The 21,207-nt window shown below is 53.5% G+C and carries 8 protein-coding genes and 1 other RNA gene; 8 read left to right on the top strand and 1 reads right to left on the bottom strand.

Features of this window, described 5'->3' with window-relative positions; genetic code table 11:
* Nucleotides 1–328: 328 nt before the first annotated feature.
* The 6 genes from HV345_RS06115 (at nt 329) to HV345_RS06090 (ending at nt 18,329) form a co-directional block, all read left to right on the top strand.
* A complete protein-coding gene (locus tag HV345_RS06115) occupies nt 329–11,584 on the top strand; it encodes a BapA/Bap/LapF family large adhesin (protein WP_181636379.1) in 11,256 nt (3,751 codons plus the stop codon).
* Nucleotides 11,585–11,684: 100 nt separating this feature from the next.
* On the top strand, nt 11,685–13,094 hold the full coding sequence (locus HV345_RS06110; RefSeq protein WP_181636378.1) for a TolC family outer membrane protein: 1,410 nt from the start codon (nt 11,685–11,687) through the stop codon (nt 13,092–13,094).
* Nucleotides 13,091–15,277 carry a type I secretion system permease/ATPase gene (locus tag HV345_RS06105; protein ID WP_181636377.1) on the top strand — a complete coding sequence of 729 codons (2,187 nt, stop codon included), beginning with the start codon at nt 13,091–13,093 and terminating at the stop codon, nt 15,275–15,277. Before HV345_RS06110 ends, HV345_RS06105 begins: the two co-directional genes overlap by 4 nt.
* Before the next feature lie 7 nt (nt 15,278–15,284).
* Nucleotides 15,285–16,448 carry an HlyD family efflux transporter periplasmic adaptor subunit gene (locus HV345_RS06100; RefSeq protein WP_181636688.1) on the top strand — a complete coding sequence of 388 codons (1,164 nt, stop codon included), beginning with the start codon at nt 15,285–15,287 and terminating at the stop codon, nt 16,446–16,448.
* Between the two features lie 72 nt (nt 16,449–16,520).
* Nucleotides 16,521–16,884, top strand: a transfer-messenger RNA (tmRNA) gene (gene ssrA / locus HV345_RS06095).
* 203 nt (nt 16,885–17,087) lie between these two features.
* Nucleotides 17,088–18,329 carry an integrase gene (locus HV345_RS06090; protein WP_181636376.1) on the top strand — a complete coding sequence of 414 codons (1,242 nt, stop codon included), beginning with the start codon at nt 17,088–17,090 and terminating at the stop codon, nt 18,327–18,329.
* 58 nt (nt 18,330–18,387) lie between these two features.
* On the opposite strand, the gene HV345_RS06085 is transcribed toward HV345_RS06090, so the two are convergent.
* Nucleotides 18,388–19,266 (bottom strand): hypothetical protein, encoded by an 879-nt coding sequence (locus HV345_RS06085; RefSeq protein WP_001618768.1) that lies wholly within the window; start codon nt 19,264–19,266, stop codon nt 18,388–18,390.
* Nucleotides 19,267–19,391: 125 nt separating this feature from the next.
* On the opposite strand from HV345_RS06085, the gene HV345_RS06080 reads away from it, so the two are divergent.
* Both HV345_RS06080 and HV345_RS06075 read left to right on the top strand, forming a co-directional pair.
* Nucleotides 19,392–19,604: an AlpA family transcriptional regulator gene (locus tag HV345_RS06080; RefSeq protein WP_001618769.1), complete on the top strand. Its 213-nt coding sequence runs from the start codon at nt 19,392–19,394 to the stop codon at nt 19,602–19,604.
* Nucleotides 19,605–19,730: 126 nt separating this feature from the next.
* Nucleotides 19,731–21,146 carry a YfjI family protein gene (locus HV345_RS06075; protein ID WP_001618770.1) on the top strand — a complete coding sequence of 472 codons (1,416 nt, stop codon included), beginning with the start codon at nt 19,731–19,733 and terminating at the stop codon, nt 21,144–21,146.
* Nucleotides 21,147–21,207 lie beyond the last annotated feature (61 nt).

Genomic DNA, 21,207 nt, shown 5'->3' with positions numbered 1-21,207 from the left:
TAAAAACAAAATCATTTAAATACAATTAGTTGCCATGAAAACAACCGTTAAAAGCAAACTGGAAAGTATCCTTTTCAAATGACTAATTACTTTTTTAATATGGATAAGTTGCAGAATACTTTCTTTCTGACTATATCATCTAATACGAAAGAACTATTCAGCCGAAAGGGCCCAGACGTATTTAATCAATAAACTAACATCTATGTGACCTAATCAATGAAATTACATGTGTAAATTCATCTTTATGATGAACGGAGCCCCTGTCTGCTCATTTTCCCAGCGCGCTGTTGCGGATTAATACTCCCGGCATGCCATCAGGAGTGAACATATGCGTCTACTCGCCGTTGTATCAAAATTAACTGGCGTTTCCACAAATGTTGAAGCCTCTGAAGTTACGCTCAGTTCACCTTCTATCGTGAAACTGTCTGTGTCGCGTGAGGAGGTGAGTCAACTCACGCGCGTTAATCAGGATCTGGTTGTCACACTCCGCTCAGGTGAAACCATCACCATTAAAAATTTCTACCTCGGAAAAGGCGAAGCGCAAAACCAACTTGTTCTGGAGGACAGTAATGGCGCACTGTGGTGGGTTCAGGATACTGACGGAGCATTCCATTTCCAGCACCTGGACGATCTCACACCGCTGATGACGGCCGAAGGCAGTCATGAAGGCGGCGCCGTCTGGCCGTGGGTTCTTGGCGGGATCGCTGTCGCTGGCGGGATTGGCCTCGCTGCGGGTGGTGGTGGTGGCGGCGGCGGTGGTGGGAGTGATAATAACGCTGGAAACGGTAATGCCGGGAACGGCAATGGTAGCGGCGGCAATGGCAACGGTGGCAACGGCGAAGGTAACGGTAATGGCGACGGTGATGGTGACGGTGACGGTGATGGCGGCACACCGCCAACGACAACCCCTAACAGGCCTGACGTCCCCGTTATCACCAGCATAATCGATAACCAGGAGCTGATTACTGGCCCTGTCAATCAGCAGGAATCCACCAACGATAATACGCCGACACTCCAGGGCACCGGCCCCGCGAATGCCACATTACATATTTTTGATAACGGCGTCGAAATAGGCCAGGTGACAATCGATGCCAACGGCAACTGGTCGTTTACGCCATCCTCTCCTCTGGCAGACGGCACACACCAGTTTACCGTCAGCGCTTCAAACGGTGCTGGCAGCAGCGGCATGTCGGACAGTTGGGAAATTATTGTCGATTCGCTTGCCCCCGACGCCCCCGTGATCACTCAGGAAACCGACAATGTCGGTTCCATTACCGGCCTTATCGCCAATAACGGTGTAACCGACGATGCTACGCCGACGCTCACTGGTACAGGCGAAGTAGGTAGTTTCATCAGCATTTCTGATAACGGCATTCTGATCGGCATGGTCCGGGTGGATGACAATGGGAATTGGACATTTACACCAGACATTCCGCTCAGCGATGGTGTTCACAATCTGACGCTGACGCAAACTGACGCCGCGGGTAACGTGAGCGCGGAAACGCGCGTGCCGACATTCACCGTTGATACCACCCCGCCTGCAGCCGCAGTCATTTCCTCCGTTAATCCGGAAGGTACAACGGTAACCGGTAGCGCTGAGGCGGGAAGCCTGGTCATTATCATCGGCAGTAATAATCAGGTTTTGGGTTCAACAACGGTCGGTCAAACCGGCAATTTCGTCATCGCGATTTCGCCCTCACAGACGCACGGTGAAGCGCTGGTCGCGAAAATTCAGGACCAGGCAGGCAACATCGGGCCAGATACCTCTTTCAATGCCACCAACTCTGGCTACCCGGGCGTGCCTGTTATCGTCAGCATAATGGATGATTTTGCCCCCTCAACCGGACCATTGAGCAATAATCAGGCCACCAACGATAATACCCCCACGCTCTCTGGCACTGCCGACGCCAACAGCACGGTGACTATTTACGACAACGGCACAATTATCGACAGCGTACTGGCTGACGGTAACGGCAACTGGACCTGGACCTCCAACACCAATTTGCAGGACGGCTTATACGCCTTCACCGCCACCGCGACAAACCAGTCAGGTACAGGAGGCATGTCACCAGCGTTCAATATCAGCATCGACACCCAGCCACCGTCGCCACCTGATGATCTCAACGTATCTGCGGATGGGACTGTCGTCACCGGAACGACCGATCCAGGTAATACCGTGGTTATCACCGGCAGTGGCGGAACTCAGATCGGCAGCGGCGTCGCCGGAACGGACGGCTCATTTACCATCACCATTAACCCACCACAGACCAATGGCGAAACCATTGAAGCCATCGCAACCGATCCGGCAGGAAACCCAAGCCTGCCAGAAACGGCGCTTGCACCAGACATTACCGCGCCACAGCCCCCAACAAACCTGCTAGTTAATGGCACTGGCGACCAGGTCACCGGCAAAGCCGAACCCAACAGTACGGTCAATATTCTGGATCCAGATGGCAATATCATTGGTACGGCAACTGCCGATACGGATGGGGATTTCACCGCAACGCTGGTTCCGCCGCAAACCAACGGCGAGACCCTTACGGCAAATGCGACCGACACCGCAGGCAACAAGGGCAACGACGCCTCTGTCAACGCACCGGACACCACGGCACCTGATGCGCCAACCGGCGTCACCGTCGCCGGAGACGGCGGTTCTGTAAGCGGACATGCTGAAGCGGGAAGCACCGTCACCGTTAAAGACAGCAACGGTAACCCGATTGGCATAGGCCAGGCTGACAGCGGCGGCAATTTCACCGTGTCTATAGCGCCGTCGCAAAAGAACGGCGAAACGGTAAAAGTCACCGCAACGGACAGCAGCAATAACGAGAGTCAGCCTACCTCCGCGTTGGCTCCGGATATCACTGTACCAAACCAGCCAGTTATTATTGCCGTTACTGATGATGTTGACGATTTCACTGGCCCCATCAATAACAATGAGTTAACCAACGACGATAAACCGAAAATTGAAGGCATCGCCGAAGCAGGTTCGCGGGTCAAAATTTATGATAATGGCACCCTGCTTGCGACAGTTACCGCTGATAACAACGGTAACTGGAACTATACGCCCACCGCAGCACTAAGCCAGGGCGCGCACGTATTTACGGTGACGGCAACAGACGCTGCCAACAACACCAGCAGCGCCGCCAGTTGGAAAATTATTGTCGATAGCATCGCCCCAACCGTTCCAGTAATAACGTTGGTTAACGATGATGTTGGCAGCATTACGGGCAACGTTGCAAATAACGGTTGGGTCACTAACGATAACACGCCAACCCTCTCGGGTACCGGTGAACCAGGTTCACTGGTGAGCCTGTACGATGGCAGTCTGTTGATGACGGTTATTCTTGTCGACAGTTCAGGCACCTGGAGCTATACCGTTCCGGGAAATCAGGTGCTCAGCGATCGCACTCATCAGTTTACGGTATCGGCAACCGATGCCGCAGGTAATGTCATCACCTCACCCACGGTGGTCAGCGTTACCGTAGATACTCAACCGCCAGGCGATCCTATCATTTTGGCTGCCACCGACGACGTTGGGAATGCGCCGATCGATCTGCCTTCCGGAAGCCGTTCAAACGATACCTTACCAGAGCTGAAAGGAACCGGAATATCCGGTTCTACAATCACCCTCTATGAGGGTTCCACGCCAATTGGCAGCACAACGGTTTTACCCGCCGGCACCTGGAGTATTCAACTCAGCCAACCGCTCAGTGAAGGCGCACACAATTTATCCGCTATCGCCACGGACGCTGCAGGCAACGCCAGCAATGCCGGGAACTTTACGCTGACGATTGATACCACCCCACCAGCTGCCCCGGTTATCAGCTCCGCAGAAGGTCTGATTGGGACAAATCTTCAAACGCTGAGTAACGGCAGCAGTACCAAGAGCTCAAATCCCGAACTCTCCGGAACCGGCGAGCCCGGCGCGAAGATTACGATTTATGATAATGGCGGTTCTATTGGCATCGTCACCGTACAACCAGACGGCACCTGGACATTTACCCCAACCTCACTCGCCGACGGGCCGCATAAATTTACCGCCACGGCGACTGACGTCGCGGGCAACACGGGGATCCCGTCGGCAAGCTTTACTCTGACAGTAGACAATACGCCTCCCGCACAACCAGCCGCGCCAATCATTACCGACGATGTGGCTCCGGTAACGGGTGTGGTCACTAATGGCAACACCAATGACACCACGCCAACTTTTAGCGGCACGGGGAACGTCGGGGATCTGATTACCCTCTATCTTGCTGGTACTCCCCCATTGCAGGGAACAGCAACAGTAGGTGCAGACGGTACCTGGAGCTTCACTCCGTCAGCACCGGTTGCTCCTGGTAGTTATCAGGTAACTCTCACCGCAACCGATCCAGCAGGCAACGTCAGCCTGCCATCTAACGCCATAACACTGAACATCGACACGACGCCGTCTGCACCACCGGAGATTATTGCCGCCAACGATAATGTCGGTGATGTCACGGGCGACCTTGCGCCAGATGCCGTGACTGATGACACCACGCCAACCATTCGCGGTACTGGCACAGACGGGGATACCATCACCCTGTATAACGGGGGGACGGTAATCGGTACTACAACGGTGGCTGGTGGAACCTGGAGTATTACGCCAGGGACTGCGCTGGCGAATGGAAGCTACACGTTAAGCGCCACCGCAACCGATCCGGCAGGTAACATCAGCGACAATTCAAACAGCATTTCGTTTACGGTTAACAACACGAAGCTGACGTTGCCGCAGGTAACGGATATCCAGGATAACGTTGGAATCTTTACCGGTTCGCTAACCAGTGGCAGCGTCACGGACGATACCTCCCCGACCATTAGCGGGACCGGCACACCTGGCAGTACCGTGCTTATTTATGAGGGTAGTAATCCTGTTGCTACTGCCACCGTGGCTGCTAACGGCACCTGGAGTGTGGATGTTCCCCTCACGCCGAACGTCACTCACACACTGACGTTCGGCGCAGTGGATGCCGCAGGTAACTCACTGGCTGCAGATAACCCGCTGACGTTGATTGTCGATACCCTGCCGCCTGCAACGCCTACGGTTACCAGCGTAGATCCTAACGGGACGCTGGTAAGCGGTACGGCCGACGCCGGCAGCACCGTGATTATTCGCAGCGGTAACACCATTCTCGGCCAGGGGGTGGCAGACGGTTCTGGTAACTTTGCTGTCACCATTTCGCCAGCGCAAACAACCGGTCAGGCGCTCAACGCCATCGCTCAGGATACCGCCGGAAATCAAAGTGATCCGACAACGTTTAACGCCGCTACCTCCAGCGTTCCGCATCCACCGACTCTTGAGATCGTTGATGACATCGCGCCCATAATGGGGGTGATTGGCAACGGTAAAACCACCAACGACACCTTACCGCTGCTGCAAGGGACCGCCACTGCTGGGGCATCGGTGACTATCTATCAAAATGGCGCATCCATCGCCACGGTAACCGCCGATGCCGTGTCTGGCGCATGGAGTTATCAGCTACCCACTGCGCTGACTAACGGCATAACCTATAACTTCACGGTTTCTCAAACGGTGGACGGTACCCCAAGTGGTCTGTCACCCAACTACGCAATCACCATCGACACCACGGCCCCGCAGGTGCCAACTATCACCAGCATTATTGACGATATTGCCCCCGGCACCGGATCGTTGGATAAAGGGCAAATTACCAACGATTCACGCCCGACGTTTAACGGAACCGGCGAGGCGGGGGCAACCATCACCCTTTACGATAATGGCATCGCTTATGCCACTACTACGGTAAACAGCAACGGATTCTGGAGTTTTACCCCGACCGCTCCGCTGAGAGAAGGCGACCATATCTTTACCGCTCGCGCAACAGATGCCGCAGGCAACCAGGGAGATCCATCCGGTGATTTCCAGATCATTGTCGATACCCTGGTGCCGAATGCCCCCTCTATTGTGACAGTCACGGACAACGTTGGTACAACCCAAATCCTGACCTCCGGGCAGTTGACCAACGATAATACCCCAACGCTTGCTGGCGTTACCGAGGCGGATTCGCTTGTTACCATCCGCGATAACGGGGCGATCATCGGCACAACCATCAGCGATGAAAACGGCAACTGGAGCTTTACGCCTGCGCCTGCTCTCGGTGAAGGCAGCCACTCGCTGACTGCCACCGTCACAGATGCCGCGGGCAATATCAGCCCGGCAACGCCGCCGTTTGTGGTTGTCGTCGACACGCTGCCGCCAGCGGCACCGACCATTACCTCCGTAATTGACGATCAGCCTGGCAATACAGCGCTGATCAACGGACAACTGACGAACGATGCGCAGCCTACGCTGAACGGCAAAGGCGAGATAGGCGCCATCATCACGATCCGTGATAACGGCGTCGCCATCGGTACAGCGCAGGTGGACGAGTCAGGCAACTGGCGCTTCACACCGGATGCACCGCTGGGACAGGGACAACATATATTCACCACCGTTGCCACTGATCAGGCAGGTAACTCCGGCGGAGTATCATCATCGTTTACTATTGAGCTGGACTCAGTTGCCCCGTCAATCCCAGTCATCAGCTCAGTTCAGGACAGCACCGCACCGACAACAGGCCCGATAACCAACGGGCAGACCACGAATGAATCCCGTCCGGCCCTGAGCGGCACCGGTGAAATTGGCGCGACCATAACCGTCCTGAGCGATGGTCAGCCCATCGGCACCACCACCGTTGGGGCTAACGGCACCTGGAGCTTAACCCCAACGGATGCACTCAGTAACGGCCCGCATACGCTGACCGTCACCGCCACCGACAGCGCCGGTAATACCAGCCAGCCATCCAATGGCTTCGCGCTTATCGTGGATACCGTGTTGCCTGGTACGCCAGCGATTACTCAGGTTGCAGATGATGTCGGCCCGCTGATCGGTAATCTGAACAACGGTCAGGCCACGAACGATCCACTCCCGACGCTTAGCGGCACGGCTGAAGCCAATGCCACGGTAAGAGTTTACGATAACGGATCGTTTATCGGCTTTACCTCAGCGGATGGCACGGGCGCCTGGAGCTTCACGCCAGGAACCGAGCTTGGCAACGGTAACCACGCGCTGACAGTGACAGCCACCGACGCTGCCGGAAACGTCAGCCTCACGTCCGCTGGATTTAACATCGTTGTTGATACCGTCGCCCCGCTTGCGCCAACGATTATCCAGGCTTTTGATGACGTGCTACCGGGAACCGGAACGCTGTCGAGCGGGGCCTTTACCAACGACACCCGTCCCGTACTCAACGGCTCGGCGGAAGCCGGTGCCCGGGTAGCCATCTACGATAATGGCACACTGCTGGCAACGGTAACTGCGGCGATAGACGGCACCTGGGAATATCTTCCTGCCGCGCTGGGTAACGGTCAGCATGTGTTTACCGCTATCGCCACCGATGCCGCCGGAAACGTAAGTCCTACCTCCGGCGGGTTTATTATTAATGTCGACACCATTGCGCCATCCGCCCCGCTGCTGGTCTCAGTGGTGGATGATATCGCAGGCGGCGTGTTCAATGCGGCGCTCAACAACGGACAACTGACCAACGATGCGCGCCCGACGCTGAACGGTACCGCCGAGGCAGGCAGCACCGTCAGCATCTATGATGGAAGCACCCTGCTGGGTACGGCGCTGGTGCAAAGTAATAACAGTTGGTCGTTTACCCCAACTACGCCGCTGACGAATGGATCGCACACCTTCACCGTCACCGCGACTGATGCGGCGGGCAACACCAGCAGTGCGACGGCAGGCTTTAGCGTGGTGGTCGACACCACGGCGCCGACGCAGCCTTCAATCAGCAGCATTATTGACGACGTCGGGCCAAACACCGGGGCGATTGGCGCTAATCAGCCAACCAACGACGCACGCCCAACATTAAACGGCACCACAGAAGCCAACGCGCGGGTCGATATTTACGATAACGGCAGCTTTGTCATCAGCGTGACAGCGGACGGCAGCGGTAACTGGAGTTACACCCCAACCACCGCGCTGGCACAAGGTACTCACTCCTTTACCATCACCGCAACGGACAGTGCGGGTAATACCAGTGGCATATCGTCTGCGGCAGCGATCGTGGTCGATACCGTCGCCCCGGGCATTCCTACAGGGCTGGCGGTAAACGCCAACGGTACCACGCTCACCGGCGTTGCCGAGCCAAACAGCACGGTCATTATTACCTCCAGCGGTGGAACGGTGCTCGGCACGGCAACCGCCAACGCCTCCGGTAATTTCACCTTCACGCTGAACCCACCGCAAATCAGTGGGCAAACGCTGCAGGTCAGCGCCCAGGATGCCGCAGGCAACATCGGCACGGCGGGTAACGTTCTGGCACCGTTTACTGGCGTACCGCCTGCGCCGGTTATTGCCACCGTTCTCGATGACGTCGGTACGATCACGGGGCCCGTCGCGGCGGGCAAAACCACCAATGATACGCTGCCAACGCTCAGCGGAACGGCGCAGGCTAACGCCATCGTCAGCCTGTACAACAACGGCGTGCTCATGGGCACCACGACCGCAGACGGTAACGGGATCTGGAGCTTTACCCCATCCGGGGCGCTCAGCGAAGGTAACCACGCGTTTACCGCCACTGCAACAAACGCCAACGGCGCAAGCGGGTTGTCCAGTTCGTTCAGCGTGATTGTGGACACCACGCCACCGACCGCGCCAACGATACTGATCAGCGCCGATGGCGGCACCGTCAGCGGCGTCGCCGAAGCGGGAAGCACGGTCACTATCTCCCTGCCCGGCGGCACCAGCGTGACGGCAATCGCCAACAGCAGCGGTGTCTACAGCGTCAACCTGCCGGTTCGCCAGATTGAAGGCCAGTCGCTGTCCGCCACGGCGACCGATGCGGCGGGCAATACCTCATCGCCGACAAGCGCTATCGCACCGGTATTGCCACTGCTGGCTGAAGACAACGTCACCAGCCTGCCGCTGCAAACCGATGTTATCGTCAGCACCGATCATCAAAGCGATTATGGTTTCCTGCTGGTTAATGCGTTGGGGAATGTCGCCAACGTGCTGGGGAACGATACGGCAAGCGTTAATTTCAGCATCGCTTCTGGCGGCAGTGGGTCCATTACGATCAATGCCGCCGCGACCGGCGTGGTGCTGTCGCTGTTAAACACGCTTGAAGTCGTTATCCAGCGCTTTGACACCTCGCTGAATGCCTGGGTAACGGTGGTGGATACCGGGAAACCAGACTTCGCCAGCCTGCTCACCCTGGGCGCCTCGGGCGTAACGCTCAATTACAGCGGGCTGACTGGCGGTGATTACCGCGTGGTCAGCTACAACACCAACCTGCTGGCGACCGGGGCATACACCAGCCTTGATGTCTCAGTGGTAAAAGCCAGCGCAGGGACCATCATCGGCGGTACCACGGAATCCGGGAACATCATTACGGATACCGATCCCGCCAACGGGCAGGATAATGCGCCTTCCGGCACGTTGGTCACCTCCATCACCGACGGTAACGGCAACGTTGTGAATATCCCGGCGGGCGGCATTGATGTGCAAGGGAAATACGGTATTCTGCATATCAATCAGAACGGTAGCTACACCTATACCCTGACCAATACGTCAATCTCAGTGTATGGTCGTTCTGAAAGTTTCACCTACACGCTGACGCATGGCAGCGATCACTCCTCGGCAAAACTGGTGGTAACGCTCGGTCAGGCTCCAACCACCAGCACGGTAACCGCGGCAGACGATGCAGCAGTGCTGACTTACGGAACGCAGGTCATCGCGGTTGACCACTTGCCTTCACAACAAACCGGTTTCACGCTCGCCAGCGTCGGACTCGGCAATGTGCTGGACGTCAGTCTGGTCAACGGTCTGACTAACCCGATTAAGTTCAACGTTGACGATGGCGCAACCCGCACGCTGACCGTACAGGCGAATGTTCTCGGCGTGACGCTTGGCGGCTTCGATCTCTATGTTTATCGCTTCAACGAGTCAATTCAGCAGTATGAGCAGTACCGGGTACAGCCAAACTGGGTCACTGCCCTACTGGGCGGAAGTTCGTCAGCGTATACCATTACGCTACCGGGTGGCGATTATCTGTTCCTGCTTAACGCTTCCGGCGGCCTGACGCTGCTGACCAGCTATACCCTGAATATTCAGGCCGATCACACCTACGCCATCGACAGCCTGAGTGCGACAACCAATGGCAATCTGCTGATCAACGACTCAGCTCCGGCCAATACCGTTATCACCGAAGTAAACGGTATCGTCGTTAACGGGACGGGCACTACCACTATTAATGGGCAGTACGGCACGCTGACTATCGATGCGAAGGGGAACTACACCTACACGCTAAGAAGCGGACTGGGTGCAGACGGTATCAACACCCCGGACAGCTTCGTGTATAAGGTCAGAGCACCAAACGGCGATACCGGCAGCGCCTCGCTGAATATCAAACCAACGCCGCAGCCGCTGGACGCCGTAAATGACGTCAGTAGCCAGATGGCGGTCACCACGCAGGCGGACACCTCCAGATTGTTTGCTGACAACAGCGTCGGGAACGCCAGTTGGAACGCCCAACTCCTTTCTCCCACCTCACAAAATGGCACTGGCGTCATTGAGGTCGCGACGGGAACGGCGGTGCAAAACGCCATACTGCATTTTAACGTTGCTTCAGGTCTGACGCTGGGCGGACTGACCGTCACCTGGGCGCTGTATGACAGCAACAACGTCAAGGTTGCCAGTAACTCATTCAACGGTGGATTGCTCATTGGCGGCAATATCGATATTGCCCTGGGGATCATGTTGCACCCCGGTAACTATCGACTCGACTACACTGGCAGCGTCGGGGCTTTAGGGCTGGGGAATATCACCATCACCCCTAGCGTGAAAGGCACGATAATCGACCTGCAGAACGTCGAGACTTCCACAGCGAACAGCGTCGCCGGCAACATTTATGACGGGGACCATATTGCCAGCGTGCATACCTTGCTGACGGTGAACGGCACGGGCGGTAGCACCGCCACGCTGGATCCGCTGAGCAGCACGACCAGCGCCATCATTAACGGACTGTACGGCAAACTGACCATTGGCATTGATGGTCATTACACCTACGCCCTCAACAGCGATGTCTCACTTTCCACCATCCTCACCAAAGAGACATTTACTTACACCCTAAACGATCAGAATGGGCATACCGATACCGCTACGTTGACCATCAACATGAATCCGCAGGTTGTAAGCACCGTAGATGCCGATCGTTTTACCGGCAGTGTCTACGGCGATACGCTGATTTATCACCTGCTCAACGCCAACGATGCTACCGGTGGTAACGTTGGCAATGTTGGCGTTGGACCTACCGATACCTGGACCAACTTCTCGCTGGCCCAGGGTGACAAAATCGATATCGGCGACCTGCTGGTGGGCTGGAACGGGCAGAACGCTACGCTCGGCAACTACCTCACCGTTACCACCAGCGGTAACAACACGGTGATTGCTATCGACCGCGACGGTACGGGCAACACTTATCACTCAACCAATCTCATAACGCTGGAGAACGTACACACCACGCTCGATGAGCTGGTGCAACAAAATCACATTGTGCCCTGAAGCTAACGCATAACGTTAAAGCGCCATAACTACAGCCCCGGATGCCATGACGTCCGGGGCAATAACAGTCGTCGCTGCCGTATTTTGTAAGGGATAAACTATGAGAAATGTCGCGCCTGTTGCCTTACTGCTGGCATTAGCGCTCTGTACCCTGCGGGTGAATGCCGAAGATGAACCGCAAATTATTACGCCGGAAGGACTGGCCACCAGCCAGATGCTGCCCTCGCTGGACGGCGCGGTTGCCGATCTGCCGCTGAGCGCCGCCGCCCCCGGCAGCCTGACGCTCAACGACGCAGTGAGCCGCGCCGTGAGCTGGCATCCTTCTATTCGTGAATCCATCGGCAAACTGCTCTCACAAAATGAGCAGATCGACGTGGCGAAATCAAAATATTACCCGCAGGTTTCTGCCGGGATGAACAACGGTTACAGCAATACTTACACCGATCACGGCTTTAGCCCGGCTCTGGTTATTTCAGTGTCGCAAATGCTGTACGACTTCGGCAAAGTGGCAAGCCAGGTCCGTGCTGAAACCGCCGGATCCGCACAACAGCAGGCGAATGTGTTACTCAGTATTGATACCATCGCCCACGCAACCGCCAACGCGATAGTCCAGGTGCAGACGTGGCAGCAAATGGTGGACGCCGCCGAAGAGCAGCTCAGCGCCTTGAACGGTATTGGTCGGCTGACCCGTCAACGCAATGATGAAGGGGCAACCTCGCTATCCGACGTGGTGCAAACCGATGCGCGTATCGAGTCTGCACGTTCTCAGTTGGCGCAGTATCAGGCTAATCTCGACAGCAGCAAGGCAACGCTGATGAGCTTCCTCGGCTGGAACTCGCTTAACGGCATCAGCAACGAATTTCCAGTCAAACTGGACAGCAGTTGTGATGTGGTCAAACCGGACGATAAGCTGGTTCCTGCAGTGCTGGCGGCATGGGCGCAGGCGAATGTGGCCCAGGCAAATCTCGATTACGCCAACGCGCAGATGACGCCCACTATCTCCCTGGAGCCGTCGGTTCAGCACTATCTCAACGACAAATACCCCAGCCATGAGGTGCTCGACAAAACCCAGTACTCCACGTGGGTAAAAGTCGAGATGCCGCTGTATCAGGGGGGCGGACTCACCGCCAGACGCAACGCCGCCAGTCACGCGGTAGAGTCTGCACAGTACTCCATCCAGCGTACCCGACTTGAAGTGCGGCAGAAATTACTGGAATCCCGCAGCCAGGCGATGAGCCTCGCCACTGCCCTGCAGATCCTGCGTCGCCAGCAACGGCTGAGTGAACAAACGCGCGAGCTTTATCAACAGCAGTATCTGGACCTCGGGTCACGCCCACTGCTCGACGTGCTTAACGCCGAGCAGGAGGTATATCAGGCCCGTTTTGCTGAACTCCAGACTCAAAACCAGCTGCGCCAGCTCCAGTTGAACTGCCTCTATAACACCGGCTCGCTTCGCCAGGCGTTCGCCTTAAATAACCGCAGTATTCAATCGGTGGAGATAAAGCTATGAGCGACGTCGATACACATGCGGAAGATGCGATTGGCGAACACGCCCTGAGCCAGTGGGCGCAGGCGATGACGCATATTGCCAGCCACTATCGCGTTACCTGTTCGCCCGGCGCAATCCAGGCCAACGCCCCGTGGTTTGCGGGAAAAAGCCGAGCTATGGCCCTGTCGCAGCTGGCGCGTCAGGCGGGGCTGTCATTTCATGCGCTGGATACCACCACGCAGGCGTTCGGCCAGTGGCGTCTGCCGGTGGTGGCGGAACTGCACGACGGCCAACTGATGGTGATAGAACATTTCAACGGTGAAGATGCGTTGGATGTTTTTATCATCGCTGAAGAGGGCCAGCGTAACCGACTCACAGTTGCAGAACTTCTGCCGGAGATCGTGAGCATTACCGCGCTGCGCCCGCTGTCGGCGCTGAAGGACAGTCGGGTAGACCGCTATATTTCGCGCTTCAGGCCCGACTGGATGCGCGAACTGGTGTTACAGGACATCCGCCCTTACCTGCCGGTCATGGTTGCCGCCTTTCTGATTAACGTCCTGTCGCTTGCCGGGATTATCTTTTCGATGCAGGTCTATGATCGGGTGATCCCCGCCCAGTCTTATCCAACGCTGTATGTTCTCTCCACCGGCGTTCTGGTGGCGGTGCTGTTTGGCTTTTTGCTGCGCGAAGCGCGTACCCACATAATGGACCTGCTCGGCAAACGCGCTGATATGCGCATTTCCGATCGCGTGTTCAGCCACGCATTGCGACTGCGCAACAGCGCCGTTCCCCGCTCGACGGGGAGCTTTATTTCTCAACTGCGCGAGCTGGAACAGGTTCGCGAGATGATCACCTCCTCGACCCTGTCGACGATTGTCGATCTACCGTTTTTCTTTTTGTTTATCGTGGTGCTGGCCTTTATCGCCCCGCCGCTGGCGTGGATAGCCCCCGTCGCGGCCCTGCTGATGATCCTGCCCGGTTTGCTGTTACAGAAGAAACTGGCGGTACTCGCCAACCAGGCAGCGCATGAATCCACCCTGCGCAACGCGGTGCTGGTCGAGAGCGTTCAGGGGCTGGAAGATATCAAGCTGATGCAGGCGGAAAACCGCTTTTTACAGCAGTGGAACAGCTACATCCGTATTACCGGAGAGTCCGGACTGCGCACGCGCAAGCTGACTCAGGGGCTGATTGGCTGGGGCATGTCGGTACAAAGCCTGGTCTACGCCGCCATCATTATGTTCGGCGCGCCGATGGTCATTGAAGGCACAATGACCACCGGGGCGGTGGTGGCCGCGTCGATGCTCGGTTCCAGAATGATTGCCCCGATGGCGAACCTGTGCGGCGTACTGGCCCGCTGGCAGCAGGTCAAGGCGGCGAAGATGGGGTTAGACAGCATCATGCAGCTTCCCACCGAAACGCAGTACGATGAAGACCGTGTGCATCAGGAGATTTTTCACGGCCATTATCTGTTTGAAAACGCGCACTTTCGCTACCACAGCGACGATCAACGCGTTCCGCTGCGCATCTCACGTCTGGAGGTCATGCCCGGTGAACGGGTGGCGATCCTCGGGCGTAACGGCGCCGGGAAATCAACGCTGCTACAGGCCATGGCGGGCGGCGTGGAGATTATCCAGGGCGATGTCCGACTCGATAACCTTAGCCTGGCGCAGATCGATATGGCCGATTTACGCCGCAATATCGGTTTTCTCAGTCAGAATGCGCGGCTGTTTTTCGGCACCTTGCGCGAGAACCTGACCCTCGGCGCACCGCATGCCAGCGACGCGCAGATCTTCGAAGCACTGGAGGTCAGCGGCGCGGCGGCTTTCGTTAAACAACTCGCCAAAGGGCTGGCGCACCCCATTATGGAGGGCGGCAACGGTCTGTCCGGTGGACAACGGCAGTCGATCCTGCTGGCAAGAATGCTGCTGCGATCGCCCAATATCGTGCTGCTCGACGAACCCAGCGCCTCGCTGGATGAACATACCGAACGAGAGTTTATTCAGCGCCTGAACCAGTGGCTGGGCAACCGAACATTGATTGTCGCCACCCATCGCGTACCGGTTCTGGAGCTGGTCGAGCGCGTAGTGGTGTTAAAAGAAGGTCAACTGGTCATGGATGCCCCGAAAGCGCAGGCGCTGAATGCGAGCCGGGCACCAGCCCCTACTCACGGTCGGGAGTGGAAAAATGAAAACCAATCCGCATGACGCTGCTATGGACGACCTCGATATCCGCCGCGAGCACCGTTTTTCTGGGTCCAGCCGCATTATTCTGCTCAGCACGCTGCTGTTTGCCGTCCTGGGTATCTGGGCATATTTCGGCAAACTGGATGAAGTCTCGACCGGCAGCGGGAAGGTAATCCCCAGCTCGCGCGAGCAGGTATTGCAGTCGTTGGATGGCGGCATTCTCGCCGAGCTCACGGTACGCGAAGGAGATAAAGTACAGGCTAATCAGATTGTCGCGCGCCTCGACCCCACTCGCTCTGAGTCCAACGTTGGGGAGAGCGCCGCCCGCTATCGCGCCTCACTGGCTTCCAGCGCAAGGCTCAATGCCGAAGTTAACGATCTGCCGCTCGTGTTTCCCGCTTCACTACGCGCCTGGCCGGATCTCATCGCCTCCGAAACGCGCTTGTATAAAAGTCGCCGCGCGCAGCTCGCTGATTCTATGGCAGAACTGCAGGATGCGCTGGTCTCGGTAAATAAAGAGCTGGCCATAACCCAACGGCTGGAAAAAAGTGGTGCCGCCAGCCACGTTGAAGTGCTGCGTCTGCAACGACAAAAAAGCGATTTAGGATTAAAAATCACCGATCTGCGCTCACAATACTTCGTGCAGGCGCGGGAAGCGCTGTCAAAAGCCAATGCCGAAGTGGATATGCTGGCGGCTATTTTGAAAGGACGCGAGGATTCCGTCACCCGCCTGACCGTGCGCGCGCCGATGCGCGGTATTGTGAATAACATCCAGGTCACTACCATTGGCGGCGTTATCCCGCCCAATGGCGAGATGATGGAGATTGTACCGCTGGACGATCATCTGCTGATAGAAACCCGCCTGTCTCCGCGCGATATCGCGTTCATTCACCCCGGCCAACGGGCGCTGGTGAAGATAACCGCTTATGACTACGCGATTTACGGCGGTCTGGAAGGCGTAGTCGAAACTATTTCCCCGGATACTATTCAGGACAAAGTGAAACCGGAAATATTCTACTACCGCGTGTTTATCCGTACCCATCAGGACTTCTTACAGAACAAACTGGGACGCCATTTCTCCATCGTACCGGGAATGATTGCCACAGTGGATATAAAAACAGGTGAAAAAACCATCGTCGACTATTTAATCAAACCGTTTAATCGCGCAAAAGAAGCGCTGCGCGAGCGGTAAATCCTTGAGGATTAGGGGTTGCGGGGGCTGGTCACGCGTGTCACAAGTCTGTTATACTTGCTCTAACACATTGGGGCTGATTCTGGATTCGACGGGATTCGCGAAACCCAAGGTGCATGCCGAGGGGCGGTTGGCCTCGTAAAAAGCCGCAAAAAAATAGTCGCAAACGACGAAAACTACGCTTTAGCAGCTTAATAACCTGCTCTGAGCCCTCTCTCCCTAGCTTCCGCTCTTAAGACGGGGATCAAAGAGAGGTCAAACCCAAAAGAGATCGCGTGGAGGCCCTGCCTGGGGTTGAAGCGTTAAATCTAATCAGGCTAGTCTGGTAGTGGCGTGTCTGTCCGCAGGTGCCAGGCGAATGTAAAGACTGACTAAGCATGTAGTACCGAGGATGTAGGAATTTCGGACGCGGGTTCAACTCCCGCCAGCTCCACCAAAATTCTCCATCGGTGATTACCAGAGTCATCCGATGAAGTCCTAAGAGCCCGCACGGCGCAAGCCCTGCGGGCTTTTTTGTGCCCTCACTTTGTCCCGCGAAGTCCGAAGAGAACTAATTAAATCCGAACCTTTTAGGCCCATTGATAGGCCCAACGAAAAGCTCTATTGTTTTCGTTGGGCCTAAACGCATGGAGACTCCCCATGGCAAGAAAAACCAAGCCGTTAACCAATACGGAAATCAAAGCCGCCAAACCTAAAGATGCCGATTACCAGCTATATGATGGTGACGGGCTTACTCTGTTAATCAAGTCCAGTGGTAGTAAGCTCTGGCAATTCCGTTACTATCGACCTCTGACAAAACAGCGAACCAAGCAAAGCTTCGGAGCCTACCCTGCTGTCTCCCTTTCTGATGCGCGTAAACTCAGAGCTGAATCTCGAGTTTTATTGGCGAAAGACATTGATCCTCAGGAACATCAGAAAGAGCAGGTTAGAAATTCTCAAGAGGCTAAAACCAACACTTTCCTGTTAGTTGCCGAGCGTTGGTGGAATGTGAAGAAAGCCAGCGTAACAGAGGACTATGCCGATGATATCTGGCGCTCGCTTGAGAGAGATGTTTTCCCAGCAATCGGTGATATCAGTGTCACCGAGATTAAGGCTCATACTCTGGTTAAAGCAGTGCAGCCGGTTCAGGCCAGAGGTGCATTAGAGACTGTTCGCCGCCTTTGTCAGCGTATTAACGAAGTCATGATTTATGCTCAGAACACAGGCCTAATTGATGCTGTTCCCAGCGTTAACATCGGGAAAGCATTCGAGAAACCGCAGAAGAAAAACATGCCTAGTATCCGCCCGGATCAACTTCCACAATTAATGCAGACTATGCGCACGGCAAGTATCAGCCTGTCCACACGATGCCTGTTCATGTGGCAACTTCTAACCATCACCCGCCCTGCCGAAGCTGCTGAGGCTCGATGGGATGAGATCGATTTCAATGCTAGCGAATGGAAAATTCCTGCAGCTCGAATGAAGATGAACCGGGACCATACGGTTCCACTATCTGATGGGGCTCTTGCTATTCTGGAAATGATGAAGCCTCTCAGTGGTGGCCGAGAATTTATCTTTCCTAGCCGTATCAAGCCCAACCAACCAATGAATAGCCAAACAGTGAATGCAGCACTCAAGCGTGCTGGCTTAGGAGGTGTACTTGTTTCACACGGCTTGCGTTCTATCGCCAGTACGGCACTCAATGAGGAAGGATTTCCACCTGATGTCATTGAAGCAGCGCTTGCTCATGTAGACAAAAATGAGGTGCGTCGCGCTTATAACCGCAGTGATTATCTTGAGCAACGTCGTCCGATGATGCAATGGTGGGCTGATTTTGTAAAAGCAGCAGATAGCGGCAGTATCGTTAATAGTGGGGTTAGGGGAATACGGCTTGTGGGATGAATCCTTTATCAGCACCCATAATGGGTGCTGATAATTCAACTATTAATAATACGGGCTTTTATCCTGTGACTTTCTTTTTTCTAGCAACTGTATTATCTAAAGCCAATTTGATACTTTCAATATTTCTTGACCAGTTTTTAATAATGGTATCTTCCAAAGCATCTTGGCTCATTGTTGCGATACGATATTTTTTACTTTCATTATTAATGTCAAAATTTGACTCTTTAATAAAGTCCCACAAAGGATCAATGAGAGCATTTACCGCAGCTGCTTTACTTTTCCACCCACCTTCAGGAACAGATTCATTGATCAAATAAACAAGTTTATCTTGAATTACTCGATATACTTCCGCTTTACTGCTCCCACCTTGTTTTCCGGCTTTAGCTCTAACATGGGATAATTTTTTTTGAGCACATACAGAAACATGAAACCATGACATACCAATACATCTATCAAATAATTCAGAAGATTTAATGAATGCTTTAATAGCAACACACTCATTCTCTGACATAACTGATTTTCCCCATTGATAAGACATCGAGGCAAAAAATAGATGTGATTTAAACACATCATTAATTAAAAAAGGATCCTGAATAAGATGAGAAAATGTTCCCCTGAAAATACGTGACTTTAACTCTTTCCAGCATTCCTGAACTGGATCATATAATTCAGCATATTCCTCTATTAATTGACCCACTCTGTCACCAGTACAATATTTATACTCTTCATGAGATGGAGCACTATACAAAACCACACGTGTTCCTACCTTATCAGAATTCCAGAACTGATCTCGCATTTCGCTTAGTTCCTTCAGTATCGCAGGATAACTTTCGCTGAGCATATCAATGTATATGTCCCAATCACATTCGACCATCTGCCCAGAAAGACAAACCGATTTTTGACTAATTTCTTCGCAAAACTCAATCGCTGTCAACATAAAAACACCAAATATCAATTAGTTAAGTGTTGTAAAAAATGTATTTTTGGTACGCGGATTTTTTGCATTAATGCTTGCCGCTAATCTTTCTACAACCAAAATGAACTAACGAGAGGCAATCAAGCATGAACAATCCATCAACCGTTAGGATACTCCGCTTACCTACGGTAATCCAAAAAACTGGTATGGCAAGGGCAACAATCTACGACTGGTTGAACCCCAAATCACCGCGTTACGACGCTTCCTTCCCCAAAAAGCGAATGCTCGGAGTGAAATCTGTTGGATGGGTTGAATCAGAGATTGATGAATGGCTATCGCAACGCAGCAAACTTATTTGAAGTAATTACCTAACATACATTCAAAATGTTGTAATTAGAGTTATTTCATCCTGCTATTTCTGCTATTAATAGCGGAATAACAACTTGCGCAGAATTTTTTAACGTGAATTGTATTAGAGGTATTATATGTTTAACGGTCATCCTTTTCCTGTAAATGCGTTCCCTCAGATTATCAGAAATGCAATTTATGAAGTGGAACAGCATACGCAGGCCCCTCAAGGTTTGATTGCTGCTTCTGCTCTTGGGGTAATATCTCTTGCCTGTCAGAACCGGATTGATGTTTGTCGACTTACTAATCTACGTAGCCCAGTATCACTTTACTTGCTGACACTTGCAGAATCTGGCGAACGGAAAAGTACGGTTGATAAAATGCTGATGAAGCCATTATATCAACTGGAGGAAGAATTATTTGATAAGTACACGCATGCTCTTAATACCTGGCGAAGTGATGAAGAAATTTTTAATTTTGAAAGAAAAGCACTGATGTCAAAACTCAAATCAGATATTCGCCGTAACAAAGATCATCTGGCGACAAATGAACAACTTAAAGCGCTGTTGGCGTCGCACCAGCAACCACCGATCAGGTTCAAGCAGATATTTAATGATGCCACTCCTGCGGCTATTAAAGATTACCTCTGTGGTTATTGGCGATCTATCGGTATCATGTCTGATGAGGCTGGCACTATTTTTAACGGTTACACGCTGAACGAACTGCCTTTCATCAACAAAATGTGGGATGGCGCAACATTTTCAGTGGAAAGGAAAAGTGAGCCAGAGAAATTAATCAGAGATGCCAGACTGACGCTAGCACTTATGGTTCAGCCTGATGTGTTTAAAGGTTATCTGCAACGTAAAGGCGATACAGCCAAAGGGATCGGTTTTTTCGCTCGATGTCTCATATGCCAGCCTGATTCAAAGCAAGGTTCCAGAAGAATCTCCAGCCCCGTTGTTTCAAGCGAACATTTGCCGGTATTCCATCAACGACTGATGGAGATAGTTAACGAAAGTATTGCCAGAGATAATCAAAATGATCGTCTTTGCCTGCGATTTTCTGTAGAAGCAGAAAATCGCTGGATCGAATTTTATAACAAGGTGGAGTCAGATATGGGCTTACTCGGCACCTTATCAGATTTTAGAGACTATGCATCTAAGGTCGCAGAAAATATGGCCAGAGTGGCCTCTCTGCTGCATTATTTTAATGGCAATGATGGAGATATATCTCTTTCTGCAGTCGAAGATGCTGTGAAGATAACTACCTGGTATGTTAATGAGTACATCCACATATTTTCTAAACCTCAGGAATTAACGCCCGCAATCTCGGAGGCGGATGAGCTTTATTGGTGGATAAAAAATCATTGTAACCGCCTTGTTGTACCTTACATTACTAAAAATACTGTTCTCCAATATGGTCCTAATAAATTTAGAAAGCGTAGTAAAGCAAATGAATTACTCGGTATGCTGTACTCTCAAAATAGAATACTAGTGGCAAAGAAAGGCAAAACCACATTGATAACCATAGCTGGTTTAAACCCCGTGCTTTGATGATAACAAATGATTTTAATTCAGGAGTAAAAACAAACACCGAGCCCAGTCCGGCTAATAG

The organism is Citrobacter sp. RHBSTW-00986 (genome assembly GCF_013783065.1).
GTDB lineage: Bacteria > Pseudomonadota > Gammaproteobacteria > Enterobacterales > Enterobacteriaceae > Citrobacter > Citrobacter braakii.
Note: the sequence above shows the minus strand (reverse complement) of the source record. Positions and strands in the feature narration are given on the sequence as shown.